This window comes from Sphingobium sp., assembly GCF_049304695.1.
Classification (GTDB): Bacteria; Pseudomonadota; Alphaproteobacteria; order Sphingomonadales; family Sphingomonadaceae; genus Sphingobium.
Map to the genome: position 1 here is coordinate 13,588 of NZ_JBAQOK010000064.1, position 25,327 is coordinate 38,914.

The following is a 25,327-nucleotide window of genomic DNA, read 5'->3' on the forward strand; positions in this document are numbered from 1 at the left end:
GTCATGCTCGACGCGATCTATAACATGCTTGAAGGCCAGATTACCGGCACCCTTTCCGGCAAGTACGCTGCCGTGATGGGGTTGGTGTCGGCGCCACTGCAAACCGCTATGGCAATCAATCTGGTGATCGTCGGCTTCGCCGTCATGCGCGGGGTGTCCAATGAGCCATTCGGCAATTATCTCGGCACCTGGCTCAAATGCTACCTCGTGATCTTGGCGGCGACGTCCACGATCGCGCCGCAAATTGCAGCAGCAGCCCAACAAGCTCCGGACCAGCTCGCGAACGCATTGGGCGGTGGTGCGCTCAATGCGACGTTCGATGCGTTCGTTAAAAACGCCGTCGAGCCTGCGCTTTCGATCCATAACCAGATGGAGCCTTGGATCGAGCCAAGCACATTCTTCCCGTACACGATCCCGAACCTTGCGACCGGCTTGATGGTCATTCTCATTATGGTGATGGCCTACATCATCGCGGCTATCGCCATGACAATCGTCCTGTTCATTAAGTTCGGCCTTTTCGTGACGATCGCCACGATGCCGATCTTTGTCGGCGCTCTGATTTTCCCGTCATCCTCGGGCCTGTTCTTTAGCTGGCTCGGTGCGGTGCTGAACTACGCCATTCAAACGGCGGCGGTCTCGATCGCGCTGCTTTTCGTGGTGGCGCTGGTGAACGCGATCCCCGGTTCTGTCGGCGCTGGCGCTGGTGGCGATACGTGGACGGCGCTGGCGGCGATGATGCTGCAACTTGTCGCGGTATTGGTCGGCGGCTTCATCATCATGCAGGCGCAGTCCATCGGTTCATTTGCGGGCGGCGGCGGATCATCTGGCGCGGGCTTCCTGTCCGCGATCTACCCGTCAATGCTCCAACGCAAAATCATGAACTCGACCCTTCGCGCGCCGAAGGGCGCGGCGAACGCGGTTGGCAACACGGCCCGCTGGTCGCTCAACAGGCAGACCGCCAATCGGGCCGCATTCGTTCAACAGGCTCAAGCATCTTCGGGTCGCACTTCGATGCCCGGTGCATCGTCCCGCCCCGGCAACAGGTAGGAGTAATGGCAATGTGGTTGAATAATCACGGTGCGCTGGTTGCGCGCCGCTGGGGAAGGATTCTCTGTGTCGGGGTCGCAAGCTGCGGTGTTGTGGCCTGTGCGACGACTTCGGAGAGTCGCAATCCCCCTTCAACGTGCAGTCGGTCGGACGCGCGCCCCGCAAATCCCTATGGATCGGTCCTCTCCGCCCCGGTGGTCAGCACAGCGCCTCAAGGCGATGTGATGGTGTTCCCCAAAGAGGGCGATGCTGGGAAAGCCGATGGCCCTGACGGCGCAGTGGTGCCCGCGCCACCGCCCGCACCTGACCAGCCCGCGCCGGGCCAACCGCTCTCCATGATGCAAGCGCCGGCATCCCCTCAACTCGCATATAGGAGCTGCTGACGATGGCCCTGGGCGTCAAGAAAAAGAGCGATCTGGACCAGTATTTCGCGGATGCGAAGGATTGGGATTTTGATCGCGTTCGCGAGGCGAACAAGCAAAAGCGCATTGCTTATATGGTGGGCGCTGGCGGGGTCATCTTCGGCCTCTCCATGTTGGCATGGCACGTTGCGGCACCGCTGCGATCGGTGGAACCCTATGTGATCCGCGTCGATCGCCAGACCGGCGCCATCGACGTGGTGACGCGGCTGACCAATACGCGCAACATCACCGCCGACGAAGCGGTCAACAAATACTTCCTGTCCGATTACGTTCGCAACCGGGAGTCTTGGAACCCCTCATCCTCGCGCGACACAGAGCGTAAGGTGCTGGCGCTGTCGGTGCCCCAAGAGCAGGAGAAGTTTGCAGGCACCCGCCGCGCGACCAACCCCAATGCCCCGGTCAACGTGTACCAGGGCGGCGAACTGGTCGCTGCCGCCGTCCGCAACATCACTTTCATCAACAACCGCGTGGCGCAGGTCCGTTTCGTCAAGTCCGTGGCGAAGCCGGGGAACGTCCCTGACGAACAGGTGCAATGGATTGCCACGATCAACTTCAAGTACGTGGATAAGCCGACAACCGAAGCTGGCAGGCTCGACAACCCGCTGGGCTTCCAAGTGGTCAGCTACCGCGCCGATCCGGAGATTGGCCGATGAACGCGCTTCGCAATGTCCTCATGAGCGGGGCGCTGGTCGCCGCGATCGTCACCAACCCCGCCTTTGCTGAGGAAATTCCTCGCTCGGGCCAGCAAGATACCCGCATCCGATATATCAATTACAACATTGATGAAGTCGTGCGGATCAAAGGCGTTTTCCGTGCTGCATCGCAGATTGTTTTCGGGGACGGGGAGACGATTTCGAGTGTCGCGCTAGGCGATACCGTAAGTTGGGAAGTCGCCCCGGCTGATAATATCCTTTTCATCAAGCCTCGCGAGAAAGCGCCGCCGACAAATCTGATCGTCGTAACGCGCAAAGCTGGGGTGGTTCGTACCTATACCTTTGCTCTGTCTGCGCGCAGCGGGGACATAGCAACCGGCACCGATGCCCAATTCGTCGTGCGTTTCCGCTATCCTGAACAGGAAGCGGCGGCTCGCCAGAATGCCGATATGCAGCGGTTGCAGATGCAAATGCTCATGGTCGAAGCTGGCGGGGTCAGGGTCGCGCTGGATGCGGCTGCGGTCCAAGGGAAGCGCAACCTTGACTATTCGATTGCGGGTTCATCGGATCTCGCCCCGTCGGAAGTGACCGACAACGGGCAATTCACGATCCTGCGGTTCCCGCGCAACCAACAGCTCCCCGCCATCTTCACGGTCAGCCCTGACGGATCGGAAGCGGTCGTACCCTATGACGTTCGCGGCGAATTTGTCGTGATTCATCAGGTCGCAAAGCAATTCCGGCTGCGTCGTGGCCTGTCGATCGCGTGCATCTGGAACAATGCCTATGACCGATATGGGCCGGACAATTCATCGGGAACGGCATCGCCCGAAGTGCAACGCAAATTGGACGGGAGCAGCCCCCGATGAGTGAGATTGAAAACAGCGCCGATCATGGCGCGCCTCGCCAGCGTCCGACTTACGACGAGACGGACGTGAATGCGGAAGCGCTCAATGAAGCTAACAGCACAACCCCGGAGGTCGATCGCAAGGCGTTCAATCCTCGCGGACGGTTGCAGTCCATGGGCAAGGGCACAGGCGTAGCCGTGGCCTGCGGCGCCGCGTTCGTCGGGTTCATTGTTTTCTCAATGGCCTCACAAAGCGACAAGGGCCAGCCAAAGCGGGATGATAGCACGTTCCAGCTCGGGGATGACGTGTCGGCCGAGAAATCGGCGCGCCAGGCCGCCTCGGTTGTTGTGGGTCAGACCGATCCCAACAAGCTTGCACAGGTGGGGACTGATCCATTCGGCAACCCGATCATGGCTCCCGGCCAGGATTTGTCCGGTGCGGCGGTCCCTGCGGTGCAGGGTGGTCCCCGCGATCCGGTAGCAGAGCGTTTGGAGAAGGCCGAACAGGCGCGTCTCGCCGCGATCGAGCGCGAGCGAGCGCGCCAGGACGCTATGCGCCGTGCGCCGATCATGGCGGTTTCCCCCGCCGCTGGCGTTCCGGGTATTGGCGGCAACCCCAATGCAGGGCCTTTCAGCAATTTGCGCGTTGGAGGATCTGGCGATGACGAGGCCGGAGCCAAAGCCCCGAACGAACTGGCTCAGAAACTGAACGGGATGGACATAGCCAAAGTGTCCGCCGGTCAGCTTGGCAACCGCAATTTCCTCATCACAGCAGGAATGCAGATTCCGTGCGTCCTCCAAACTGCGATGGATTCGACCCAGCCCGGTTTGACGAGCTGCCTGATCCCACAAGATATTTGGTCGGCTAACGGCAGTGTGATCCTGATGGAGAAGGGAACGCGCGTCCTGGGTGAGTATCAGGGCGGGTTCTCGACCGGGCAAAACCGCATTTTCGTCCTGTGGAACCGGGCCATCACGCCTGCGGGTGTGTCGGTCACGCTGGGTTCGCCTGCGGCCGATCAGCTCGGCCGCGCCGGTATGGGCGGCCAGGTGGAAACCTTCTTCTGGAAGCGCTTCGGCGGCGCGCTGCTGCTGTCGATCGTCGGGGACGCCGGCAACGCTCTCGGCAATAGCGTGTCGGGCGTCGAACAGACGATCGCTGCGCCAAATGCTGCGGCGGGCATCGCAGCGCAGGACTCGCAACGCATCCGTCCACGCCTTCGCGCTCCTCAAGGCAAGGAAATGACAATCATGGTCGCGCGCGACGTGGATTTCAGCAGCGTCTACTCTTTGAGGTTGCGCCGATGATGTTCGATCAAGCCATTCTCACTCATCACCTTGAGCCGCTGCGCGCGTTGCTCGATGCCGACGCGGTTACGGAACTCGTCATCAACAAGCCCGGTGAAGTCGGCATCGAGGGGCGCAAGGGCTGGGAGTGGGTGACGGAAGAGCGACTGTCCGTTCAATGGCTTGAAACACTGTCGAACTCGATGGCGAACTACACAAAGCAAAAGGTGGGGCCGCAAACGCCGATATGCTCCACCAGTTTGCCGACTGGCGAGCGCGTCCAGATTGTCGCCCCCCCTGCCTGCGACCTCGGCAATTATTCAATCACGATCCGCAAGCCTTCGGTCAAGACGTTCGGCTTGGGTGAGCTTCATGCCGGGGGCCTGTTCGAGCATACGAAGATAGCTCGGGGCAGGTCCACGGCGGCCGACGCTGAACTGGTGGCGCTCAAGGAAAAGCAGGAATGGGCAGGGTTCCTCGAACTGGCCGTCAAAACCCGCAAGAATATCCTGATCTCCGGCGCAACCGGGTCCGGTAAGACTACGCTTTCCAAGGCGCTGATCCAGCTTATCCCGTCCGAAGAGCGATTGCTGACTATCGAGGATACGCGCGAATTGATCGTGCCGCACCGCAATGCGGTCCACATGATCTATTCCAAGGATGGGCAAGGCCAAGCCCCGGTCGGCGCAAAGCACCTCCTAGAAGCGAGCCTGCGAATGCGGCCAGACCGTATCTTGCTGCAAGAGCTGCGCGACGGGACCGCGTTCTTTTATCTGCGAAACGTCAACAGCGGCCATCCCGGTTCGATCACGACCGTTCACGCTGATTCCGCAGCGCTGGCCTTCGAGCAATTGTCGCTGCTGGTGAAGGAATCGGAAGGCGGTCGCGACCTCGAACGCAAAGACATTCTCGATCTGCTGCACCTGCTCGTTGATGTCGTTGTCCAATGCAAAAAGGTCGATGGCCGTTTTCGCGTCACTGAAATCTATTTCGAGCCGGATTTGACCGGCATGTAGGAGGGTGGCTCATGGAGCGACGGAAACTGATCGGTTACGTACTAATCGGCACCATCACGGTCCTGACCTTGGGCGGCTTGGTAGCGATCATAGGCTTGGGGCAGTTCAGGACCGATCTGAACATTTTCAAAATGCCCGAATATTTCTGGTTCTACCGCCATAATCCCGCCGTCATGGGATGGCTCGCCAAGGGGATGGGCGGTGTAGCCGCCGCTGGCGCGCTGGTCGCCTTCATGGTGTTCCTCAACCATAAGCAATCCCTTCACGGCGCTGCGCGCTGGGCCAACAGGAACGAGGCTCGCGAGGCGGGCTTGATGGACCCCAATGAAGGGTTGCTGCTCGGGCGCAGCCCAAAAACTTTCTTCCAGTCGCTATTCGGGCGTGGTGGAGATTTCATCCAGTTTAGCGGCACTGAGCATGTCTTGCTGGAAGCTCCGACGCGCGCCGGTAAAGGCGTAGGCGTCGTTATTCCCAATCTGCTGACCTGGGCGGACTCTGTTGTCGTCCTCGATGTGAAGCAGGAGAATTGGGAGAAGTCTGCTGGTTGGCGCAAAAGCCTCGGCCATCAGGTTCTCCTTTTTGATCCGCTCGATCCACAAGGCCGCACAGCGCGTTATAATCCCTTCGCGCATATCAAGCGCACCGATCCGGTAGAAGTCATTGACGAGCTGCAAAAGATCGCAGCGATGCTTTGGCCGCCGCCCGCCAACGGCGAAAGCTTCTGGATGGACAGCGCGCGCACCGCGTTTCTCGGCGTGTCGGCCTATATCGCAGCAACACCGGATCTCCCTTTCACGATGGGGGAGATATACCGCAATTTCAGCGCGGGCGATGCGAAGGAGCGGTTTCCCAAGATCATCAAGGAACGCCAGGCCGTGGGCGACCCCCTGTCGGAAGCCTGCATTTCGGCCCTGAACGACTGGATTTCCAGCTCGGCCAATACCTTTACCGGCATTCGGCAATCCGTTTCGGCCAAGATCAATCTTTGGATCAACCCATATGTCGACGCCGCCACGTCGGAATCCGATTTTGATCTGAGAGATTTCCGGACGAAGCCGATTTCGCTCTATCTCGGGGTGTCGCCGGACAACATGGAACGCATGGCAGACGTGTATAATCTGCTGTTCCAGCAACTCATTGACCTGAACGTGCGCGAGCTGCCCGATCCGGAGAAGGGCAGGCACCCCCTCAAGCTGCTGCTCCTTTTGGACGAGTTTGCTCGTCTCGGCCGCGCGAGCGTGATCGCCTCGGGCTTTTCCTACGTCGCCGGCTACGGCATTCGCCTTGTGCCGGTCATTCAGGCGCGCGGCCAGCTCCGCGACGTGTACGGGCCTGACGTGACAAGCGAAATCGTCCAGAACTGCGGCGTCGAGTTGGTCTTTACGCCAAAGCACGTCGATGTGGCGAAGGAGGTGTCCGAACGCCTCGGCAATTACACCTATGAGGCAAAATCCCGCTCCAAGCGGGTGTGGGATGCGTTTGAGGGGTCTGTATCGACCTCCGACCAGCGCCGGCCCCTAATGCTGCCGCAAGAGCTGCTGCTGCTTTCTCAGGAAGAGGTGATTGTCCTGCGTGCCGGTATCCCTCCGCTTAAGGGCGGGAAGATCCGCTATTATAAAGACAAGTGGATGCTGCAAGCGTCGAAAGTCCCGCCGCCACCCGTTCGGCCACGGCCTCTCGATCCTTCCATAGCGCGCCGTTCGCTCGCCCTGATCGAACGGGCAGAATCCCCCGAAATGACGGACGAGGAAGCATTACAGGGCGTCGATTACAGGCGCTTGGTGGGCTTCCCCATTGATGAACTTCCCGATGATGGCGATCCGCACAAAGCCGCTGCGTTCTTCGCGGCGCTCGGACTACGGGGCGACTTCACGGGCATGAACTTCGATCAGGTCGGGTCCGCCGATCCTGCCGAGGAAGAGGGCGACAACGACGCACTATCATTTCTGAAAGGAGCTAAGGGATAATGGCCGACGATAGAACCGAAAGCGCTGCATCATCCGGCAAGCCTGCTGATAGGTTGGATGGGTCACGCGATGCCGCGCGAGAGGACCGCGATCGGCGTGTTGCATCCGATTTCAGGCAAATGTCGCAAGCGGAGCGATTGGACGACAAGCGCCTGAATCCTGCCGCCAAACAGGTAGCCGCAATGGATGCGGCCATTGATAAGAAGTACGGCCAGGCCACGCCAGAGGCGGCGAGGATGAAGGTTGCGGCACGGGAAGCCGTTGCTCAAACGATGGAACGCGGCGGGGAAATTCGGACGCCTCGTGTTCGAGAGGTCGAACAGCGCCGGGACGAAACGCGCGACCAGCACCGCACGGCTGCTGATAAGACCTCAAAAGATCTCGAACGATAGTCATGCGACCGACTGACCATGCCGATTCAGGACCGCTCCGTATCATCAGCGCGGAGACGAAAGGGATCGTGCTGAGCAACGGCAATGAGCAATGGTGCGAGCCATGGACGGCGATTGATGAAGTGACGGTTGGCCGGGTTTCCTTCGGCTTCAAACCCGTAGTGGTCGCGTGTGTCGGCATCGACAGTGAAAGGGTTGTTATGGTCCGTGACACCGATCCAAATTGGCGAAAGATGATGGATCAATTGCACACTGCATTGGGATGCGAGCATGTGGAGGGTTGGTGTAACGACCCCGGCATAAGCGCCAAACCACGGCTCATCTATTTACGCCAAGGCTCGTTTGAAGAACCTTAGCGGCCTCTGTGCATTACTCGGACACTGATTCACGGTAGCCCCGAATTGGTCTGTTCGGCAACCATATAGCGGTCGTGATCGAGCTGGTTTGTCGATCCCCGCAGCCGATATTGTGACGCGGGTTCTGACCTTCGCAAAGCCGCGTGCGTGTGAAGGCCGGATGCCGGTGTGTCACAAGCGACCGATTTTGACACCGCATTGCCTAATCTTTCACATATAGGGTAGGCGGGTAAGCTATGTCTCACTTGCATACTGATGACGCCCTTCTGAAACGCGTCCGGCGCATCGCCGGGCAAGTCACCGCGATCGAGCGAGCGCTGATTTCAGAGAAGGATTGCGCTACCACTCTTCACCTGGTTGCGGCGACGCGAGGCGCGATGAACGGCCTCATGGACGCGATTATTGAATCGCACGTTCGCGAGCATGTCGCCCGGCCTGATCTATCCGACGACGATCGCGCCGCTGGGGCGGAGCAGCTCATCGCCGCGATCCGCCGCTACTCCAAATAGGGACATCTATGGCAACGCTCCCCGCGATCAAGGGCCACACTCACGATCACGTTTTCCTCGGCTCCTCGCATGACGAAAACGCCCGGCGCACGCTCTGGGTGGTTGCACTCACAGCCGGAATGATGGTGGTCGAGATTGTCGCCGGATACCTGACCGGCTCGATGGCGCTACTCGCGGACGGGTTTCATATGGCGACACACGCGGGTGCGCTCGGCGTCACGGCTGCTGCCTACGCCTATGCCAAACGGCACGCCCATAATCTCGCCTATAGCTTCGGCACGGGCAAAGTCGGCGATCTGGCCGGGTTCGCCTCGGCGATGGTGCTCGGGCTGATCGCGCTCGGGATCGCGGTGGAATCCGTCCTGCCCTGTTTCAGCCGATTACGGTCGCCTTCGGCGAAGCAACGATCATCGCCGTCGTCGGCCTGGGCGTGAACATAGCCAGCGCCTTCCTGCTCTCGGGTGGGCATCACCACGGGCACGATCATCATCATGGACACGATCACGGCCATGCTCACGGCACGCATGGTGGCGATAACAACATGCGCTCGGCCTATGTCCACGTCCTCGCCGACGCACTCACCTCCGTCCTTGCCATCGCGGCGCTATTGGCCGGGCGCTATCTTGGCTGGATATGGATGGACCCAGTGATGGGCATCGTCGGCGCGGTTGTGATCGCGCGATGGTCGTGGACACTGATGCGCGACACAGCCTCGGTGCTACTCGACGCGACCGACAATCACGTTGCCGATGAAGTGCGCGAGCTGGTCGAGGCACCGGGGGATGCCCGGATTGCAGACCTTCACGTCTGGCGGGTCGGCCCGGAAGCGCACGCCGCGATCGTCAGTGTCGTATGCGGGCAAGACATAGACGGCGACGCGATCCGCGCCCGCCTGATGCCAGTCCACGAAATAGTGCATCTCACGGTCGAGTGCCGATAGGCAGCGTGCTTCACCAACACCATAACCGACAAATCATGACGCCATCATCGATTACCTCAGGCTTCCGGTAGATCGCGTGCTGCACCGAGGTGCTTCTGGATCACGGGCATGGCCGCTTGAGCCTTTGCCCGTTCAGCAAGATCGCTACCCTGCGCCGCGTAGGCGCCATGAACCTTCAGCGCTTCCTCGTGCGCGGCGATTTGCCCGCGTTTGTAGGCCGCGTTGAACTCAACGCTCGGCGTGTTCTGCAACGTGTCCAGCATCTGAGACAAGGGGGCGTCCAGCGCGCTTCCGGTGTCGGAGCGGCCAACGATCTTCTGGTCTGACTTCACTCGGCTATGATGGTGGACCATCTGTTGCGCGAAGGCTCGCGTAGCCTGGCTCTTCGAGCGGGTCAGCGCGAGCTGACTGGAGTCGACCTCGTACTTGCTCAATGCTTCCACGGCGCTCGAATAGCCCGTGGTTTCCAACGGTGCCGGGTTCGTGCTGATCCCGGCCTGAGCGAGGGACGGCGAGAACGGCATCGCAAAGCTCGCCATGGATAGCGCGCATAGAAATACGCCTGATAACGTCCTCATTGATCTGCTCCTGACTTACTACGGCCTTAAAATGTTCAGCCCGCAGGGCGGACGATGTTGGTCTTGTCCAGCGCGGCGCGAAGCCCGCGTGCCAGCTTACGCGCGTCATCGTTTGCCCAGAAGTGCATGAAGAAGAGCCGCGGCTGATCGTCCAGCATATGGTTGTGGAGTGCGGTCACCTCGATCCCATTTGACCGTAGTGCACGAAGCACCGGATCGACTTCGGCGGCGGTCAGCACGAAATCGCCCGTAATGGCCGCCTTTCCTCCGCCGGTCGGCTGAAAGTTGAGCGCCGTTGCCGTGCCCATTGAGGCGGGTGCAGGCATTCCGCTGTCGCTCAGCTTTTCAGCTCGGGGAAAACCGAACTGGTAGACGCCTCCGTTGGGCTTGCCCTTGCCGCCCATGATCCCGTCGATCGCGGCGGTGTCGAAGTCGAGTTTGGAATCCGCGGCCTTGGCAGGCGCGGTCATCGGTGTCCGACTCTCGGCAAGCGCGGACCGCAGGTTCTTGGCCATCTCTCCCGGATCGCCGTGCCCGCCGACATGCAGGTACATCGTCGCCGGTGAGGAACGGAGCAAATGGTTATGGAGCGCCGTCACCGTGAAGCCACTCGTGAGCAGCTTGCTCATGACAGGGTTCACCTCGTCGTGCGTCAACACGAGATCGCCCATGACCATGGCCTCTTCGCCCATCGGCATGAAGGCGAGCCAGGAGCCGAGCGCCAGCGCGGGCTTGATCGCCACGCCGTCGAGCTGGACGTTCAGATCGGAGCGAGGAAACGCATAACGGCGGACCCCGTCCGGCTGCGTCGTGCCGCCCCGGCCAAGATTTTCGTCCACTGTTGCCCACCTGTTGCTGTTCGCCTGAGCTGGGGCCGTTTGCGGAGCGGTCTGGGCGACTGCCGGTCCAGCGAGCAGGGCGGCAAGCGGTAGCAACAAGTGACGCAATGCTTTTCTCCTTGGATTCGACTGGCGGGCCGCATTCGCGAATGCTCGCGACCCTATGATGTGCACCACGAATTTTCCGGACAACATTTAGCTTGTGATGTGAAATGATACAAGTGTACGTTAGATTTATTATTGTGATACAGAATGCCGCATGACTGACGATCCACTTATCAAGCCACATGACTGGCTGCTGCTGATCCCGCAGCTACCGGCCAAGCCGGCCTATCTGCGCGTGCGGGTGTGGCGGCGCTTGCAGGCGATCGGTTCTGCTCCGCTGAAGAACGCAGTCCACGCGCTACCCCTGCGTCCCGACACGCGCGCGCTGTTCGAGGAGTTGCGAGCGGAAATCACAAACGGAGGCGGCGAGGCACTGATCCTGGAGGCCCGGCTTGTCGAAGGCATGACCGGTGCGGAACTTCGCGCCATGTTCGACGCGGCCCGCGACGCCGATTATGACGATCTGGCGCGTGAGTTACGCTCGTTGACCGAAGGCGGCGAGGTGGCCCTGGCGGATACCCGGCGGCTTAGAAAGCGTCTGGACGAGATCGCCGCGATCGACTTTTTCGGCGCGCACGGGCGACAGGCTGTCCTGGCCGCCCTCGCCGACGCAGACCGCCGCGTCCATGAACATCCGGACGTAAGCGGGACGGGCGCGCTGGAGCTGACGCCCGCGGAGCTGAAGGGCCGCACCTGGGTCACGCGCCGGCATGTCCATGTCGACCGCATCGCGTCGGCCTGGCTGATCCGCCGGTTCATCGATCCGCAAGCCAGCTTCAAGTTCGTGGACGGCAAAGGCTACGTGCCCGAGCCGGAAGAACTGCGTTTCGACATGGCAGACGCGGAGTTCACGCACGAGGGCGACCGCTGCTCCTTCGAAACACTGGTATATCGAACCGGTCTCGATGCCGACCGGGCGCTGATCGCGCTAGCCGAGATTATCCATGACCTCGACATTGCGGATGGCAAGTTCGGCCGACCGGAAGCGGCCGGAATCGCCGCGTTGGTCAACGGCATTTGCGCGGGAACGGATGATGACGTGGAGCGGATTGCCCAAGGCTCGGGCGCGCTCGATGGTTTCCACGCGCATTTCACCAAACAACGTGGCGGACAGGGGGCTGGATGATGGCACATATCGGTGATTTCGCCCCCACAAGCTCGGTCATCGGAGAAGCTCGGCCACCTGAGCTGAGCTACCCCGCGCTGTTCCTGCGCTTCCTCCGTTTCGGCATGATGGCGTTCGGTGGTCCGGTGGCGCAGATCGCCATGATCAGGCGCGAGCTGGTCGATGAGGAACGCTGGATTCCAAGCGACCGGTTCAACAAGCTCCTGGCCGTGATGCAGGTGCTGCCCGGACCGGAGGCGCATGAGCTGTGCGTCCATCTCGGCATCCGTGCCAAGGGCCGTCTGGGAGGTGTCCTCGCCGGGCTAGGCTTCATGCTGCCGGGACTTGTCCTTATGCTCGCGCTCGCCTGGGCCTATACACGGTTACCGATCCAGGGGACCGTGTTCGGCGCCATCTTCCTTGGCGTCCAAGCGGCGGTCATTGCGGTTATCGTGCGCGCCATCCACCGCATCGGCGAGCACATCCTGCTCGGGCCGTGGCTATGGGCGACCGCCATCGCAGCCGCAGTCGCGTCGCTCGCCGGGGTCAGCTTCTGGATTGTGCTTCTCGCCGCCGGTGCAGTCTATGCGCTCGGTTCGACCGGCCGTTACGCACTCGCCGCGGTCGTGGTGGCGCTCGCGATCGGCGCGGCGACCCTGACCTGGACGGGTGGCACGGCCCTGGCGGGGACGACGACCGGCGTGCGGGAATCCGCTCCTACGATGGCCGCGCTTTTCTGGGCGGGGTTGAAGGGCGGCCTGCTGACGTTCGGTGGAGCGTACACAGCAATCCCGTTCATCCGGCACGACACGGTGGGCCAAGGCTGGATGACCGATGGACAATTCCTAGATGGCCTCGGCCTGTCGGGCATTCTGCCTGCGCCGCTAGTGATCTTTGCGACCTTTGTAGGCTGGATCAGCGGCGGGCTGGCCGGTGCGCTGGCAATGACGGCCGGCATGTTCCTGCCCGCATTCGCCTTTTCGCTCCTGTTCTACGATCGCCTGGAAGCCGTCGTCGAGCACAAACGCCTCCAGCTATTCCTGGCCGGGGTGGCGGCAGGTGTCGTCGGTCTGATCGTGGTGACGGTGATCGATCTTGCCCAGACCACGGCCACGCGAACACCAAACCCGATCGCGAGCTTGCTCATCTTTGGCGTCGCGCTTGCCGTCATGTACCGCTGGAAAAGCAAGCTCGCCACGCCTGTCGTTCTGGCTATCGGGGCCGCGGTCGGAGCGTTCACCCTGACCTGATGGGATAGCGACGCCCCCTGATCTCAAGTCTGAAGCAACGTCTAAACGCATGTCCGGGTTGGAGCAGTGCATATGAAGGGTAGCAGTAAAATGGGTATGCCGAACGTCCGATATATCCCGCTTCTTCTCGCCTGTTTGGCGAGCGCGGTCATCGGTTCTCCCGCCCACGCGCAGGACGACATCCAGGCATGGGGATCAGTGATCGCCACAGGACCGGTTCGCGGCGACCTCTTTCTATGGCTCGAAGCTCAGGGGCGCGCGACCGATGACGTCGGGGGAGGCAGCCAGTTCATTGCACGGACCGCGATCGGCGCGAGGATAGCACCCGACGCTCATGCAATCGCGGGTTACGCCTATATCCGTACCGACCCGGAAGGCGGCCGGATCACGAACGAACACAGGCTTTGGCAGCAGGTGCAATTCGCCGTCGTGCGGAATGGTAACGGGACCCCCCTTCTCATCAGTCGCACGCGGCTCGAACAGCGCATGCTGGAGGGTCGAGATGATACCGGGTGGCGGTTGCGACAGTTTGTCCGGGTGCAGGTGCCGATCGCGCGCCAGGGAACAGTGCAGGCAGTCGCCTTCACCGAAGGATTTTTTAACCTGAACTCGACGAGCTGGGGTGCCCGTGACGGCGTGGACCAGTGGCGTACTTTCGTCGGAGTCGGCGTACCTGTCGCGCCCCGAATGCGATTAGAACCGGGCTACCTGAACCAGCACGTCTTTCGGCGCGGAGAAGATCGCACCAACCACGTGCTGAGCGCGACCCTTTTCGTGGCGCTTTAGCCAAGCAAGCCCGGACGCAGACGAATTGCGGTTCGGGCTGCGGCTCTTATGGGCAATCTCGCCAAGTGTCACAACCGAACGGTTATGACACCGCAACAACGAAGGCTTCTGCATCTTTCGGCTCGAAAGCAGAACCACCATTCATCGCTGTCCGCGAGCGCTTACGCCGATTTGACTTCGATGCTTTGCCGGTGTTCGGCCACGATGCGCGAAACGGTGGGTTCACTGACACCGTAAGGGCAGGCCGGGGTGAAATTACGTTTCCTCAAAGAGCAAAAGGATGATTATGGCGGGCATCAATCTCGCCAGCGATTACGTCTGGTCCGATCGCCTCGATCTCGATGCCAACGGCCTCATGCCACTGCTTATCAAGCCGCTACCGTGAATCTGTGTCCGAGTAATGCACAGGGGCCTTAACCCTGATCTCCGCGATCTGTCTCACGAGGGGGCGTGCCGGCTACGGCGCGCCCCTTTTCTATGGCCTCAAGATCGCCATGCTTCTCGCGCGCTACGCGCTCGATCTGCCTGTTGCGGACGCGCTCGATCATGGACAGGTGCGTTTGCCGCTCAAGGTCGCGGAAGCCTGCTGCAAGGCGAACTGGGTCGATCTGATCCAATCGCGCCAGGTGCTCATCCATTGCCGCCTTACCCATGATCGGGGGGCCATCAAGCGGGTAGTTGTCGAGGAAACGCGCGAAGGCGCGATCCTCAAGAACATCGACGGGAAGCGGCTCTTCGGTCCCCGTGGCAAGGTAGGTCAATCCCACTGCAACGCCGATAGCGGCCAAGCTCGACGCCTGCTCATCCAGCTTCGCGGATAGCGCCTGTTGGTTCTCCATGACCGCCTGCACACCTTCGGCCAGCGTCCCGATCTGCTCAAGCAAAGCGCCCAATAATTCGTCGCCATTCACCGGCCCGGCCCTTCCCTATCGGGATCGCGAGTGCGGTCCTGGCTGCGATCTCGATCCTTATCCTGCGCGCGATCCTTGATGGTTTTATCCATCTTGCGCTGCATAGCCTGTAGCCGCTCACGGGCGCTAGCAAGCGCACGGTCGGGTGAGGCGTTGGGAGGTACGCTGTCGTTCTTCAGCTCGGCCGACTTGGCACGAATACGGTCGAATACGGTCGGCTCCCCCTCCCCTGCCCCGGCTTTGTTGTCGCTCCCTTTCAGCTCGGCAGAAACAGATTTGATCCTCCCGGTTGCCCGCTCAATCCTGTCCAGGGCGGCGGTTCGCTGTTCAGCATCACACTGCTGGACGCGAGCCTTAAGCCGCTCAAGCTCGCGATCGGGCGCGAAGTCCTTAGGCAGCGCATTGCCGGTACGCAGGCGCTCGATGATCTCCGCGCGGGCGTTGGCGGGCGCCGGCATAGCCTCCACAAATGCGCGAAGCGCCTTTGCTCGATCTGTCTCGGCAGAACCGCCATGAGCCTCCAATTCTGCCGCCGCACGCACATAGATTTCGCGTACCGAAACATGGTTCGCGACGGTCTTGCTCCGCTCCCTCTCGCGCTCACCAAGGCGCCGCGCGGCATCGGGCGCCTGTCCACCGATGACGGCCAATCTCCCCTTATCCGCGACTGGCTCCGCGCCACGTTCACGCATCTTTAGAACGGGCGTGGGGTCTTGCTTGGGAGGGTAGCCGCGAGCCATCCTCTTGGTGGCGTCGGCTTCAACACCACGATCCCGAAGGTTCTCCGCAAAGCGTTCACGGCACTGTTGCAGGAACTCGCGGTTAGGGTTGAACCGGCGTCCGTCATTATCACGGCCAGCTATGATAAGGTGGACATGAGGATGCGCCTCGTCCGTATGGAGGGCCATCACCCAGCGACGATTTGAAAGGTCGGTTTCCGCAAAATCGCGCACCGCCTCACGGACCTTTTCGGGGTCAGTGCCGGGAGGCATAGAGAACACCATGGCGATAGCTGTCGCACCATTGCGGCGCGCTTCGTCCGCCGTTTCCCACTGTTGCCATTCACGCGCCAGGACCATCATATCCTGTGCGCTCATCAGCTCCTTGCCCTCGCTGGTTTCGATCCCGATAGGCTCCTGATCGGACATGCCGATGCGACCGGCGTAGGTAAACGCGCCAACGGTACTGGCTGCGCCATGGATGCGGCTAGTGATCTTCACGACGACTTGAGGCGCGCGCTTGGCAGTTCGACCAAGCTGTTCAATGGCCCGTGCGCTTCGATCTCCACGGCTGCGCGAAGCGGCACGGGCGGCACTAGAAGCGAGTTGCCCCGGCGCGCGCATCAGACTGCCTAAGTCGCGAGAGAGAGCACGGTTTCCCCGATGGTCAACCTGGCCACGCCCAGCCCCACGCGCACCCTGCACCCGCTCCAAATCCTCAAGGGTCTGATCGGAAAACTCAAAGCCGTTCACGGCTGAACCTCATCGGCGATAGGGGACGTGGTGCCCCTCCCAGTCCAGTAATCAACCTCCCCTGACACGATAGCAGTAAGGGTGGCATTCGCCTCTTTAATGGTTGCCGAAAGTCGCCCCTCCATCGCGATGACATGCGGCGCAACCTGCTCGATCAAGAGCGGACTTTCTGGACGGTTGGCAGCGTTCATCGCCTTCACGGCCTGATTGAGCGAATAGCCTATAGCGCGCACCTGGCCGACGATCTTCATGATCGAACGATAGCTGCTAGGCGCGAGGCGCAGCTCGCCGGCCTTCGTCCAGAGTTGCCAACGCAATGTACGTTTGACCCATTGCGAACGGGTCATGCCCGCTTTGGCTGCGACCATATCAATGGCCGCCAACTCGTCAGCGGGCAAACGAAGCGATAGCATTTTAGAGGCGCCTGCAACTGTTGGTACGTCTCGCACCTCGTCGGGACGAGCAGGCAAGGCATCGCGGATAGCACGGTTGATCCACTTGCTGCGGGTCATGCCTGCCGCTCTCGCCAGCATGTCGATGGCTTCCGCAATTTCGTCTTCAACTCGCAACGTCAGATGCGCCATTCTTAAGCCCCGTGCAGCGGACACCATAGAGTGCATTGTGTTACAATGCTGTCGATCGTGCTATCCTGCGCGCGAACTACAATCTCTATCCTTCCCTTACCACTCGCATGCCCCTCCCTCAAGCAAAACCAAAAAGACGTGGACGGGGGGGGGGATGCACTTTTTGGCAACCGCTATTCGACCAAAGCCCATCGGCGCGCCTGGCTGGATCGTCGCAGAGAGAAAAGGAGCGGCTTTGCCGCGCGTTTCTGGAATTAGGATTTCAAGATTCAACGCATCGCACACGGTCTGGACATTCTTCGCGACAAGAATAGAACAGTCCTGAAATGTCGGTTAGAGAAGGCGGACTAGGTGCAAACTCGGCCTCGCATGTGCCGCCGTGATAGGCTGATAGTCTGGTGATGATGGCTGATCCCATCGACACAATCCCAGCTCAAACCACCCAATAGCTCGACCACAACGAAGGAATCTATCTCATGGCAAAGTCCCCTGCCCTTGAAAGCATCAAGCAAGAGCGCGTCAAACTTGAGGCTGCGCTGGCGGCCATTGTTCAGCGCGAAAAGGAGGCTGAGGACGCATTGCGCGATGCGGGCCGCCCTGTGCTTCTGGCGGCACTAGAACGTGTCAAAATTCCTGAACTGGATCGCTCGGACGCACGCGCCATTGCCGCCGCCATTGCGAAGCATGGTGCGGCGAAAGTGGCTGCGGCGTTGGTCGGATTGTCTGGAGACTAAAAGCGGCTTTCCCGGTCGCGGCGATGATACTCGCTGGCGAGGCGCGCTTGCTCGGCGGCATAGTCATAGTCCCCGGATCGGGCTTCGTGGTCCAGCTCGCCGCGACCTCCAAAGATGCTTCCGATGATGGCTAGGCCGCCATAAAGCACAATGCCCATGATAGCCGCTAGGACGGGCTGTGCCTCTCCCGCGTTCCAAGTTCCGAACAGGCAGAGGATTGCGAAAGCGATCGACATAGGGCCACGGAAGCGAACAGCGAGGATCAGCATCACAAGGCCGGTAACGACGATGAGGCCGGTAGGAATGTCAGCAATGATGGTCGATGCGGTCATGTTCTTCTCCGTCAGCCTGCGCCCTCACCACAGACGGGCGCTGCGATGACGGGGAAGGATCAGCGAGCCGAATGACACTGGCACGCGCCCCGGTCATGATCCTTCTGGTTGGTTTCTGCAACGGCTCTGCGTCACAGTCGCCTTGCTATAGGTTCACCGGAGCCGCGTAGCGGCCAGCACATCGCGCTGGCCGCCCTCGTCTCAGTGAAGCGGATACGGCAATAGTCGATCATCCCCGCTCGTGATCCCGATCAAGCCAAGCACGTCCCTCAGAAGGATCTCTGCGAGGTTGGGATAGAGCTGCCCGAGATTTACCAGATTGTCGGCTGCTCTGATCTTCTGGCCGATCTGCACGACATGCGTTGCCGGCGTCCCGATAAGCGCGACGGCTGCAAATGCGTGAGCATCGGCGGTGGCCTGGTCAATGTCGTCACCGGCAGCGGCAGCGCGGCTCACCTCGGCATGAAAGCTCGTAACTGCGGCTCGATAATCTGCAAGCACAACGGTCCAAGCTGCATCGCTCGCAGGATGCGGATTCGGTAGGGTGGTGTCAGTCATGATTCGCAAAGCTCCAATTTTGCGGTTGTGATTAGGGCGGGGTCGCTGGTTCCAGCCAACGGCCTCGCCCGCCATTTTAGGGGTTGGCCCTGCCCTCCCCGTTCTCGTTGATCGTCATCGACGGCGCATCACTTTGCGACCTCTCGATGAGCCTCCACAAGCTCCTCGATCACCTGTGCCAAGGGAATATCGCGCGAGTTTGCCACCTCGTATATGTATTCCATCGTGGCGGGCGAGAGCTTCACCGAGAAGGGCATCGACCGCCCTGCCCCACGTTTCCGGCGCGGTGGTTCGCTGTTCTGATTGGCTCTCAGGCGATCTACCTCGCTCGCCGCGATCGGCACATTGTCGAACCCGTGACGCAGCGCGGTCTCCCTGGCGCTGTCGTCGGCCGCAGGCGTCTCCGTTGCCGTACTACGCACCGATGCCAGAGGCAGGCCCAGGTTGCGCCTCTGAGGCTTTTGCGGCTCGGTCATGCGGCTTTCTCCTGATCGGCCAAAATCGCGTCGGCCACTGCGTTCGCAAGCGCGGCCCCCTCGGCCCGCGCCTTGTCGGTGCCCGGCACTTCGTCGCGCGGGAGCTGATCCAATGTGGTGCAGTATGAAAACAGTGACTTGTAGGCGGTGCGTTCGACAAACTGGCCGATCACCGGCACCCCTGCCTCTGCGAGTTGCCCAGCAAGCGCCGCAAACTCGCGAGACTGGAACCCTGTTGAAACGCGCGTCCATAGCAGCCCGTAAGGAACACTGCGTCCGTGCTTGCTTGGGGTGTCCAGAACGACGCGCACGGTTGCGATAGCGTCCTCCACGTCCGCCGCTGATGGGTTAGCCGGGATGATGACGAAATTGGCGTGGGCGATGGCAAACGGAACAACCATGTTCGCGCTTCCCTCCACGTCGATGATGACAATTTGCGCCTCGCTCTCGGCGGCACGGATCGTTGCAACAATCGTTTCTGCCTTTGCGCTTACGACCGCGATCTGTGGACCAGTTTGCCCCGCCTCGCCCCAGCGCATGACACGCTGGCGGGGATCGGCATCTATGATCCTGACGGTATAGCCCTGCTCGGCATATGCACCGGCCAACGCGATTGCCGTTGTGGATTTGCCGCAACCTCCTTTCGGGGATGCCAAGGCGATGACTGCCATTTGCTTTCCTTTACATTCATAGGATGCCCCGAACCTGCATGAGACAGCAAAGGCATGCGCATATCATACTGACACTTGAAAGCCTTGGAAAGCCATTTAATGGCAATGACAGCCTTGCAATGCCATTTACATGCCTGCACATAGCATTGCATGTATGTGCATGTAATTTGATTTGCATGTAATGTAATGGGCGGCGCGTAGCGCCGCCCGCACGCTTCAATCCTCGTCGCGATCGTCATCGGCGGGGCGGCCATTCTTCGCGATCACGGCCAAGCGATCAACAATCAGGTCAACGCCGTAAACGGTCTGGCCCTCGCGATCGTAGCGGGATTGGCGGATGCGACCAGTGATATGCACCAAGTCGCCCTTGGCCATCTTGGCTGCGCGCTCGATATTCTTGCCGAAACAGGTGACGCGGTTCCAATGGGTATCGTCCTCCCAATCGTTGCCGACCTTGCGGCCGTAGTTTGCTGCAACGTCGAGCGTTGCCACCTTTTCCTTGATCTCCGTGCTACCGATGCGACCGATGATGCGAAATTCAGCGATGTTCTGCATGTCCGTTCCTTCGTGCTGTCGTTGCTGACGCACTTTGGAGGGGCGGCCCCCCTGACGCGGGCAAGCTGAAAAACGGAGGGTCCGCTTGCGGAAACCGTTGGCGCGTAGCGGTGGTTTTCTGCTTGGGGCCGAAGGTCCGATCCCGCATGAGGCAGGGGGAGCCGCCCAGGTGCGTCAATCAGCAGTGACGAGCACGAGGGGATATGCTCGCTCGCACATTCATCACCGGCCTAGGTAGCTGCCCAAGGAAAGGCGACGCTTAAGGGGAGTGCGCTAATCGAAGGGAAGGGCAGGGGGGTATTCCATGGATCAAGCCTCGACTGGTTCGGCCAGTTTCTCAGCGCTGAGCCGTTTATAGATGGCCTGGCGGGTGACATTCAACAGACCCGCGACTGCCACCACGCTCATTTTGTGAGGTTCAGCCAGCAGCGTCTTGGCCTGTTTCCATTGATCCTCATTGATCGACACAGGCCGCCCCAGCTTCTTACCAGCGCGGCGCGCTGCTTGAATCCCCGCGTTGGTGCGCTCGCGGATTACATCACGCTCAAATTGGGCAAATGCCCCAACCATATGGAAAAACAACCGGCCTGCCGGTGTCACCGTTTCGATCTGCTCCGTGAGTGATCGGAACCCGACGCCAAGGCTTCCCAGCATTTCTAGTTCGATAATCAGGCCAGGGAGAGAGCGGCCTAGACGGTCGAGCCGCCAAACCATGATTTCGTCACCAGCTCGCGCGTGGCGCAACATATCGCCGTAGGCTGGCTTGAACACGGTGGAGCCGCTTACGCCCTTGTCCTCAAAGATCCGTTCGGCACCAGCGGCGCGCAGGGCGTCGATCTGCAACGCTAGGTTCTGCTCGCCAGTGCTGACGCGGGCATACCCGATCTTCATTAATCGTCTCCCAGATTTTTGGGCGTCACCTTTCGGCCATCAGCATCCTCATCACATACAGCTTGCGCTAATTCGGCATGGAAATGCCGATACCATTCAGAGGAGTGGACAGCAGGCGTGGTAGTCTGGATGCAAATATTCCAACGATCACCCGTCCAAATGGGAATCCCATTGAAGCACGTACCGCCTTCATCGCGCTCCACTTCCTCCGGTGTCGTTAATGCCACCATCCAAAGAGGGATTTCGCTATCAATCACAGTGATTTCAAACCCCGCTGCATGAAGTTTTTGCATGAAATTGGCCAGTTTCATGGGCATCCCTCCCGCTCCATTTCCTCAATGCGGGCGTTGAGAACATCGCGGGCCAGTTTCAGCCCTTCAAGCGAATAGGATTTGGCAATTGCTTTCTCGGTATCAAAGCCCTTCTGAAAATCGACACAATCCTGCCCGATGCTCATCCATAGACGAACTTCCGATTTTCCCTCGCGCGACTTAAGAAAACCGATTGATGACCGCTCAAATATATCGCCAACATAAGCCTTAATGATAGTATGCACGCTCTCGTTTACGGAGCGCCATTCTCTATTCGATAGCCTCTGAGGCATCGAGTCCATGACGGCTTCAATCATGTCGTCCCATTCAGGACCACCACCATTATCGGTATTAGCCATTATCATTCTCCCATGGATTGATGACCGGCACGCCGCCCGCCTCAAACGGCGCAACGTCGCGTGTCGCCACGGCATAGTCGTGCGCTGCCGCGATGGCCGCGATATAGCCGTCCGGTGTCGGGAAGCCGTTCCCCATGCGGCGCGCGGAAGCGGCCAGCTCGGCGTAATGTCGCGCGGCTTCGCTATCAAATGCCAGGATGCGGCCTGCGAATAGATCCTCTATGCAAGCAAAGGCCCGCAAAAGAGCGTCCCGCCTTTTGCCTTCCGGCAAACAGGCAATCCCGAATCTGATTTCTGCGATTGTGATGGCCGAAAGATAAAGTGTCTCTGCGCGCTGCGCGTCCAACCACGCAACGACAGCAGGCGAAGGCGATTGCTTCGTCATTTCCGATATGACGTTGGTATCCAGCACAATCATTCTTCAAAGCCTATCGGCTTGGCCGGCGCGCGATCGCGCGCGCCATCAATGATTTGAGCCTCATCCTCGGTAAGCCTGACACAACCCCAAACGTCGGTCATCGCTGTCCCGAGACGCTGGCGCTGGGAAGGAAAGACGGCGGAAGCGATCAGCTCTCGCACCTCGGCCTCCGCACTCCGGCCATGCTTCGCCGCCAGGGCTTTCAACCCTCTGTGAATGTCGTCCGGAATATTGCGGATCGTTAAAGCTGGCATGTCGCTCGCCTCCGTGATAGCATAATCAAGAAATGCTATCATTCAGGGCGAGGATGTCAACTTAATACGGAATTTTTTTCATTAAGTTGACAGACCAGAAATCGGCCGATTTTGGCAACGCATTTCTGCGGGCTTCCGGCGATGTGGTTGTCAGTCAACTAAACCACCGATTTAAAACCGCCGGATGAGCACCGTGCTCCGAGGAGGGAGGTTGACATTTTACCCTGAATGCCATAGATGGAAACGGTCTATTTGAACCTACATGTGCTTTGAGAGCCTTGAGCCTGAAAGCGCCATGCGATCGCACGGCTGAGTCGAGATATTAGGGTTTGCCCTTGATCCACCCAGACCGCTTTCGGTGAGAGAGTATCTTTAGATGCATCTTGGGGAGATACATAGTACTCCCCGATGCCTGCCCTTAGAAGTAGTCGTTGGTGAACATGTTAATATGGGAATCCTTCCCATGGAGACGGGAGACACCATGACAATCGGGATAGTCACCTTTCATTGATGCGTTTTTGTCTCGGCTGACATTGTAGTGAGTTGTGCCGTCGAACTTACGACCGAAGCGCATTCTATTAGCAATAACACATAGGGTTTGGTGGGGCGGTATTGCCGTCTCAGCTTGAGCATGATGCTCAGGCCCAAGCTGAAAGTGTTTGCCATCGTCATCTACATAATAAACGTCAGGATAATCAGATGCCTTTTTCGGCTTCTGCCGTTGGCGCATGTCTCTTAGAAATGCGTCAATCTCACGGCCGAAGTTCCGGCTCGCCATGTCGCGACAAAGTGCGCGCATAGAGGCAATGTCGCCGGCATCAAAATTTCTGAGCGGTAGACGGAAGATTTGCTGATACTTTCCATCATCAAAACGCCTCGCGAAATACCGATAAGCACGAAGACATTTCGCGAGAGTTGCCGTGAGCTGATTTGCGACCTGCTTGCCATATCCGGGAGGCGTGAACCGATGGACGTTGAAGCAATCCCCTAGGGCATCAACAAGCCCAGGCATGCTTTCGTCGGTTAAAATAAGGACACCGGACGCATCATCCCAACCCAACCATTCGAGCAAATCCTGCTGCGCTTTACCGACCCTTGTATCGAAAACCTTCAGAACAGCTTCCTCACCGTCCAACAGCGCACAGCCATCGACACGCGAACCGCTCGGTAAAAGGGCGTTTCTTTTCTCTATAACAGTTTCGATCACCGCCGCATCGGCAGTTACGAACGCGATGATTAGCATGATTAGTTCTTGAGAAGCGCAATGAGAACCTTAGCCGGAACCGAAAACTCGGCTGCGGCGTCATCAGGCATAACAGAAAGCGACTCCACAAATTTAATCAACGCCTGCCCACGCTTCAGACTCGCGCGAGGGGTCGATGCTGGCCGGTCCACGGCAGCCTCCTCCGAGAAGTCATATTCCACTCCAACCGGCACTAAACCCACCTTGGCCTTGATCGTCGGATGCGAGACTAACTTTGTGTCTGGAATCGCTTCCTTGCCTGCCCATTGAACGAGGCGCAGAGCGCCCGTGTAGGTATGGTAATCCAGTCCAAGTCGCTTCAGATCGGTCGCAACCATGCTCAAATAATAGGGGATGCCGCGCGAATCCCACGTCTCTTTAGCACGATCACGCAAATAGGATTTAAAACTGTCAACGTCAGTGATCGAGTGAGCCATCTTAAGAAAATTATCCTCGAAACAACTAAGCTAAACACTAGGCCAGCGCGACCTGATGGGCAGAGACGTTGATGTTAAGCGGGAGATAGCCCGCAATCGGTAGGTCGGCTATAGCGATTTTCTATGAAGCATTTCCTTTGATGCTCAATCTACGCTCACGCGCAATCTTGGCTAGAAGCGTCCTACTGCAACCGGTAGCATCCATAACCTCTCGCCAGGTCCGCCCGTCACCAAGCATGGATGCGATCGCGACATTGCGTGCTTTGTTCGCAGGGCGGCCTTTGTACAAGCCCGCAGCTTTAGCACGCGCGGTCCCTTCCGACTGGCGGCGACGCCGATCATCATAATCCTTCCGGGCGACAGCAGCGAGAACATCAAGCATCATGTTGTTGACGGCAGAAAACATGCGCGCGGTGAACTCGTCACCAGGGGCCGCGAGGCTCCATGACGTGGGCAGATCCAACGCCACAATCCGAACCTGCTTAGCGTCGATCTCCGATCGCAGCTTCATCCAGTCCGGAGCAGTGAGGCGGGAAAGGCGATCGACCTGCTCTACCAAAAGAATGTCGCCAGGTTCGCAATCTGCCAAAAGACGAAACAGCTCTGGCCGATCAAGCTTCGCACCACTCTCGTTTTCCATGTAACGGGTGGCAATGCGCAAACCTCGCTCTGCCGCAAATGCATCAAGAGCGCCTCTCGCCCGAGAGGCGTCCTGTTGCGACGTTGAGGCACGAAGATACGCACGAACGAACATGATTGGTCTCTTTTAGGCAGTCCGTTTTACTACGGTCCTTTTTACGTTGTCAAACGACAATAATAAGACTGGACTGGGAGAGGTCCTAAAAAGGTATACCCAAAACGCACCAAAGGGAAAGCGGGAGGGCGGTGTCGCCAATCGCCTGTTTATCGCACATCGCTGACCGCAATTTGCGATTGATGAGAGCGTTAGCGTCTGAAGCGGTGTGTCAGCCGGTTTCGTCGGTCTGCCTTTGCCACTCCGCCAGAATTATTCGCTATCTGACTCC

At 59.5% G+C, this 25,327-nt stretch carries 30 protein-coding genes and 2 pseudogenes; 14 read left to right on the plus strand and 18 right to left on the minus strand.

The window, feature by feature from the left end:
- Positions 1–3 precede the first annotated feature (3 nt).
- From WA070_RS10700 to dmeF, 10 genes and pseudogenes are all read left to right on the plus strand, one after another.
- A complete protein-coding gene (locus WA070_RS10700) occupies positions 4–1,047 on the plus strand; it encodes a type IV secretion system protein (RefSeq protein WP_066609294.1) in 1,044 nt (347 codons plus the stop codon).
- A 385-nt stretch (positions 1,048–1,432) separates the two neighbouring features.
- On the plus strand, positions 1,433–2,122 hold the full coding sequence (locus tag WA070_RS10705) for a virB8 family protein (RefSeq protein ID WP_188065893.1): 690 nt from the start codon (positions 1,433–1,435) through the stop codon (positions 2,120–2,122).
- A complete protein-coding gene (gene virB9 / locus WA070_RS10710; protein WP_206378014.1) occupies positions 2,119–2,988 on the plus strand; it encodes a P-type conjugative transfer protein VirB9 in 870 nt (289 codons plus the stop codon). The genes WA070_RS10705 and virB9 overlap by 4 nt, the downstream gene beginning before the upstream one ends.
- A gap of 65 nt (positions 2,989–3,053) precedes the next feature.
- Positions 3,054–4,274, plus strand: a complete 1,221-nt coding sequence (gene virB10, locus WA070_RS10715; protein ID WP_422633955.1) for a type IV secretion system protein VirB10 — start codon at positions 3,054–3,056, stop codon at positions 4,272–4,274.
- Positions 4,274–5,269, plus strand: coding sequence for a P-type DNA transfer ATPase VirB11 (gene virB11 / locus WA070_RS10720; RefSeq protein WP_422633959.1), 996 nt, complete (start codon positions 4,274–4,276; stop codon positions 5,267–5,269). Before virB10 ends, virB11 begins: the two co-directional genes overlap by 1 nt.
- An 11-nt stretch (positions 5,270–5,280) precedes the next feature.
- The gene (locus tag WA070_RS10725; RefSeq protein WP_422633956.1) at positions 5,281–7,236 is read left to right on the plus strand and encodes a type IV secretory system conjugative DNA transfer family protein; all 1,956 of its coding nucleotides are present in this window, start codon (positions 5,281–5,283) and stop codon (positions 7,234–7,236) included.
- Complete coding sequence (locus WA070_RS10730; protein ID WP_422633957.1) at positions 7,236–7,628, plus strand: hypothetical protein; 393 nt, start codon at positions 7,236–7,238, stop codon at positions 7,626–7,628. Before WA070_RS10725 ends, WA070_RS10730 begins: the two co-directional genes overlap by 1 nt.
- Before the next feature lie 2 nt (positions 7,629–7,630).
- On the plus strand, positions 7,631–7,984 hold the full coding sequence (locus WA070_RS10735; protein WP_148648494.1) for a hypothetical protein: 354 nt from the start codon (positions 7,631–7,633) through the stop codon (positions 7,982–7,984).
- Between the two features lie 236 nt (positions 7,985–8,220).
- Positions 8,221–8,493 (plus strand): metal/formaldehyde-sensitive transcriptional repressor, encoded by a 273-nt coding sequence (locus WA070_RS10740; protein WP_066609287.1) that lies wholly within the window; start codon positions 8,221–8,223, stop codon positions 8,491–8,493.
- Positions 8,494–8,501: 8 nt separating this feature from the next.
- Positions 8,502–9,433 (plus strand): annotated as a pseudogene (gene dmeF, locus WA070_RS10745) (CDF family Co(II)/Ni(II) efflux transporter DmeF).
- A 56-nt stretch (positions 9,434–9,489) separates the two neighbouring features.
- Here the strand turns inward: dmeF and WA070_RS10750 are convergent.
- Positions 9,490–9,972, minus strand: a complete 483-nt coding sequence (locus tag WA070_RS10750; protein ID WP_062734594.1) for a DUF4142 domain-containing protein — start codon at positions 9,970–9,972, stop codon at positions 9,490–9,492.
- Between the two features lie 74 nt (positions 9,973–10,046).
- Positions 10,047–10,850 carry a DUF1259 domain-containing protein gene (locus WA070_RS10755; RefSeq protein ID WP_234422446.1) on the minus strand — a complete coding sequence of 268 codons (804 nt, stop codon included), beginning with the start codon at positions 10,848–10,850 and terminating at the stop codon, positions 10,047–10,049.
- A 259-nt stretch (positions 10,851–11,109) separates the two neighbouring features.
- On the opposite strand from WA070_RS10755, the gene WA070_RS10760 reads away from it, so the two are divergent.
- From WA070_RS10760 to WA070_RS10770, 3 genes are all read left to right on the plus strand, one after another.
- Positions 11,110–12,081 (plus strand): chromate resistance protein ChrB domain-containing protein, encoded by a 972-nt coding sequence (locus WA070_RS10760; RefSeq protein ID WP_234422447.1) that lies wholly within the window; start codon positions 11,110–11,112, stop codon positions 12,079–12,081.
- The gene (chrA, locus tag WA070_RS10765) at positions 12,078–13,310 is read left to right on the plus strand and encodes a chromate efflux transporter (protein WP_174525681.1); all 1,233 of its coding nucleotides are present in this window, start codon (positions 12,078–12,080) and stop codon (positions 13,308–13,310) included. The genes WA070_RS10760 and chrA overlap by 4 nt, the downstream gene beginning before the upstream one ends.
- Positions 13,311–13,382: 72 nt before the next feature.
- Positions 13,383–14,096 (plus strand): DUF2490 domain-containing protein, encoded by a 714-nt coding sequence (locus tag WA070_RS10770; protein ID WP_082679274.1) that lies wholly within the window; start codon positions 13,383–13,385, stop codon positions 14,094–14,096.
- A gap of 413 nt (positions 14,097–14,509) precedes the next feature.
- Here WA070_RS10770 and WA070_RS10775 read toward each other — a convergent pair whose 3' ends face one another.
- The 3 genes and pseudogenes from WA070_RS10775 to WA070_RS10785 form a co-directional block, all read right to left on the minus strand.
- Positions 14,510–15,007 (minus strand): hypothetical protein, encoded by a 498-nt coding sequence (locus WA070_RS10775; protein WP_066609285.1) that lies wholly within the window; start codon positions 15,005–15,007, stop codon positions 14,510–14,512.
- Positions 15,008–15,801: 794 nt separating this feature from the next.
- A pseudogene (locus WA070_RS10780) lies at positions 15,802–16,350 on the minus strand (relaxase/mobilization nuclease domain-containing protein); the annotation flags it as partial.
- Between the two features lie 125 nt (positions 16,351–16,475).
- Entirely contained in the window at positions 16,476–17,063 is a 588-nt protein-coding gene (locus WA070_RS10785) for a ribbon-helix-helix domain-containing protein (RefSeq protein WP_066609283.1), read from the minus strand.
- A 476-nt stretch (positions 17,064–17,539) separates the two neighbouring features.
- Here WA070_RS10785 and WA070_RS10790 point away from each other — a divergent pair, with 476 nt between their 5' ends.
- Positions 17,540–17,797: a hypothetical protein gene (locus tag WA070_RS10790; RefSeq protein ID WP_066609282.1), complete on the plus strand. Its 258-nt coding sequence runs from the start codon at positions 17,540–17,542 to the stop codon at positions 17,795–17,797.
- Here the strand turns inward: WA070_RS10790 and WA070_RS10795 are convergent.
- The 13 genes from WA070_RS10795 to WA070_RS10855 form a co-directional block, all read right to left on the minus strand.
- A complete protein-coding gene (locus WA070_RS10795) occupies positions 17,794–18,129 on the minus strand; it encodes a hypothetical protein (RefSeq protein ID WP_148648493.1) in 336 nt (111 codons plus the stop codon). The two genes, WA070_RS10790 and WA070_RS10795, sit on opposite strands and share 4 nt — an antisense overlap.
- 201 nt (positions 18,130–18,330) lie before the next feature.
- Positions 18,331–18,687, minus strand: a complete 357-nt coding sequence (locus WA070_RS10800) for a hypothetical protein (protein WP_148648492.1) — start codon at positions 18,685–18,687, stop codon at positions 18,331–18,333.
- 128 nt (positions 18,688–18,815) lie between these two features.
- Positions 18,816–19,163, minus strand: a complete 348-nt coding sequence (locus WA070_RS10805) for a hypothetical protein (RefSeq protein ID WP_010408947.1) — start codon at positions 19,161–19,163, stop codon at positions 18,816–18,818.
- Positions 19,160–19,834 carry a ParA family protein gene (locus tag WA070_RS10810; protein ID WP_010408950.1) on the minus strand — a complete coding sequence of 225 codons (675 nt, stop codon included), beginning with the start codon at positions 19,832–19,834 and terminating at the stop codon, positions 19,160–19,162. The genes WA070_RS10805 and WA070_RS10810 overlap by 4 nt, the downstream gene beginning before the upstream one ends.
- Positions 19,835–20,050: 216 nt before the next feature.
- Positions 20,051–20,389: a single-stranded DNA-binding protein gene (locus WA070_RS10815; protein ID WP_010408952.1), complete on the minus strand. Its 339-nt coding sequence runs from the start codon at positions 20,387–20,389 to the stop codon at positions 20,051–20,053.
- Positions 20,390–20,698: 309 nt separating this feature from the next.
- On the minus strand, positions 20,699–21,280 hold the full coding sequence (locus WA070_RS10820; RefSeq protein ID WP_010408953.1) for a recombinase family protein: 582 nt from the start codon (positions 21,278–21,280) through the stop codon (positions 20,699–20,701).
- A complete protein-coding gene (locus tag WA070_RS10825; RefSeq protein ID WP_148648491.1) occupies positions 21,280–21,591 on the minus strand; it encodes a hypothetical protein in 312 nt (103 codons plus the stop codon). The genes WA070_RS10820 and WA070_RS10825 overlap by 1 nt, the downstream gene beginning before the upstream one ends.
- Positions 21,588–21,950: a hypothetical protein gene (locus WA070_RS10830; protein WP_148648490.1), complete on the minus strand. Its 363-nt coding sequence runs from the start codon at positions 21,948–21,950 to the stop codon at positions 21,588–21,590. The genes WA070_RS10825 and WA070_RS10830 overlap by 4 nt, the downstream gene beginning before the upstream one ends.
- Positions 21,943–22,368, minus strand: a complete 426-nt coding sequence (locus tag WA070_RS10835; protein WP_010408958.1) for a type II toxin-antitoxin system VapC family toxin — start codon at positions 22,366–22,368, stop codon at positions 21,943–21,945. Before WA070_RS10835 ends, WA070_RS10830 begins: the two co-directional genes overlap by 8 nt.
- Positions 22,365–22,664 (minus strand): FitA-like ribbon-helix-helix domain-containing protein, encoded by a 300-nt coding sequence (locus WA070_RS10840; RefSeq protein WP_010408960.1) that lies wholly within the window; start codon positions 22,662–22,664, stop codon positions 22,365–22,367. The genes WA070_RS10835 and WA070_RS10840 overlap by 4 nt, the downstream gene beginning before the upstream one ends.
- A 376-nt stretch (positions 22,665–23,040) precedes the next feature.
- On the minus strand, positions 23,041–23,865 hold the full coding sequence (locus WA070_RS10845; RefSeq protein ID WP_066609278.1) for a hypothetical protein: 825 nt from the start codon (positions 23,863–23,865) through the stop codon (positions 23,041–23,043).
- 2 nt (positions 23,866–23,867) lie between these two features.
- On the minus strand, positions 23,868–24,302 hold the full coding sequence (locus WA070_RS10850) for a hypothetical protein (RefSeq protein WP_066609277.1): 435 nt from the start codon (positions 24,300–24,302) through the stop codon (positions 23,868–23,870).
- 121 nt (positions 24,303–24,423) lie between these two features.
- Positions 24,424–25,056, minus strand: a complete 633-nt coding sequence (locus tag WA070_RS10855; protein ID WP_066609276.1) for a recombinase family protein — start codon at positions 25,054–25,056, stop codon at positions 24,424–24,426.
- Between the last annotated feature and the right edge of the window lie 271 nt (positions 25,057–25,327).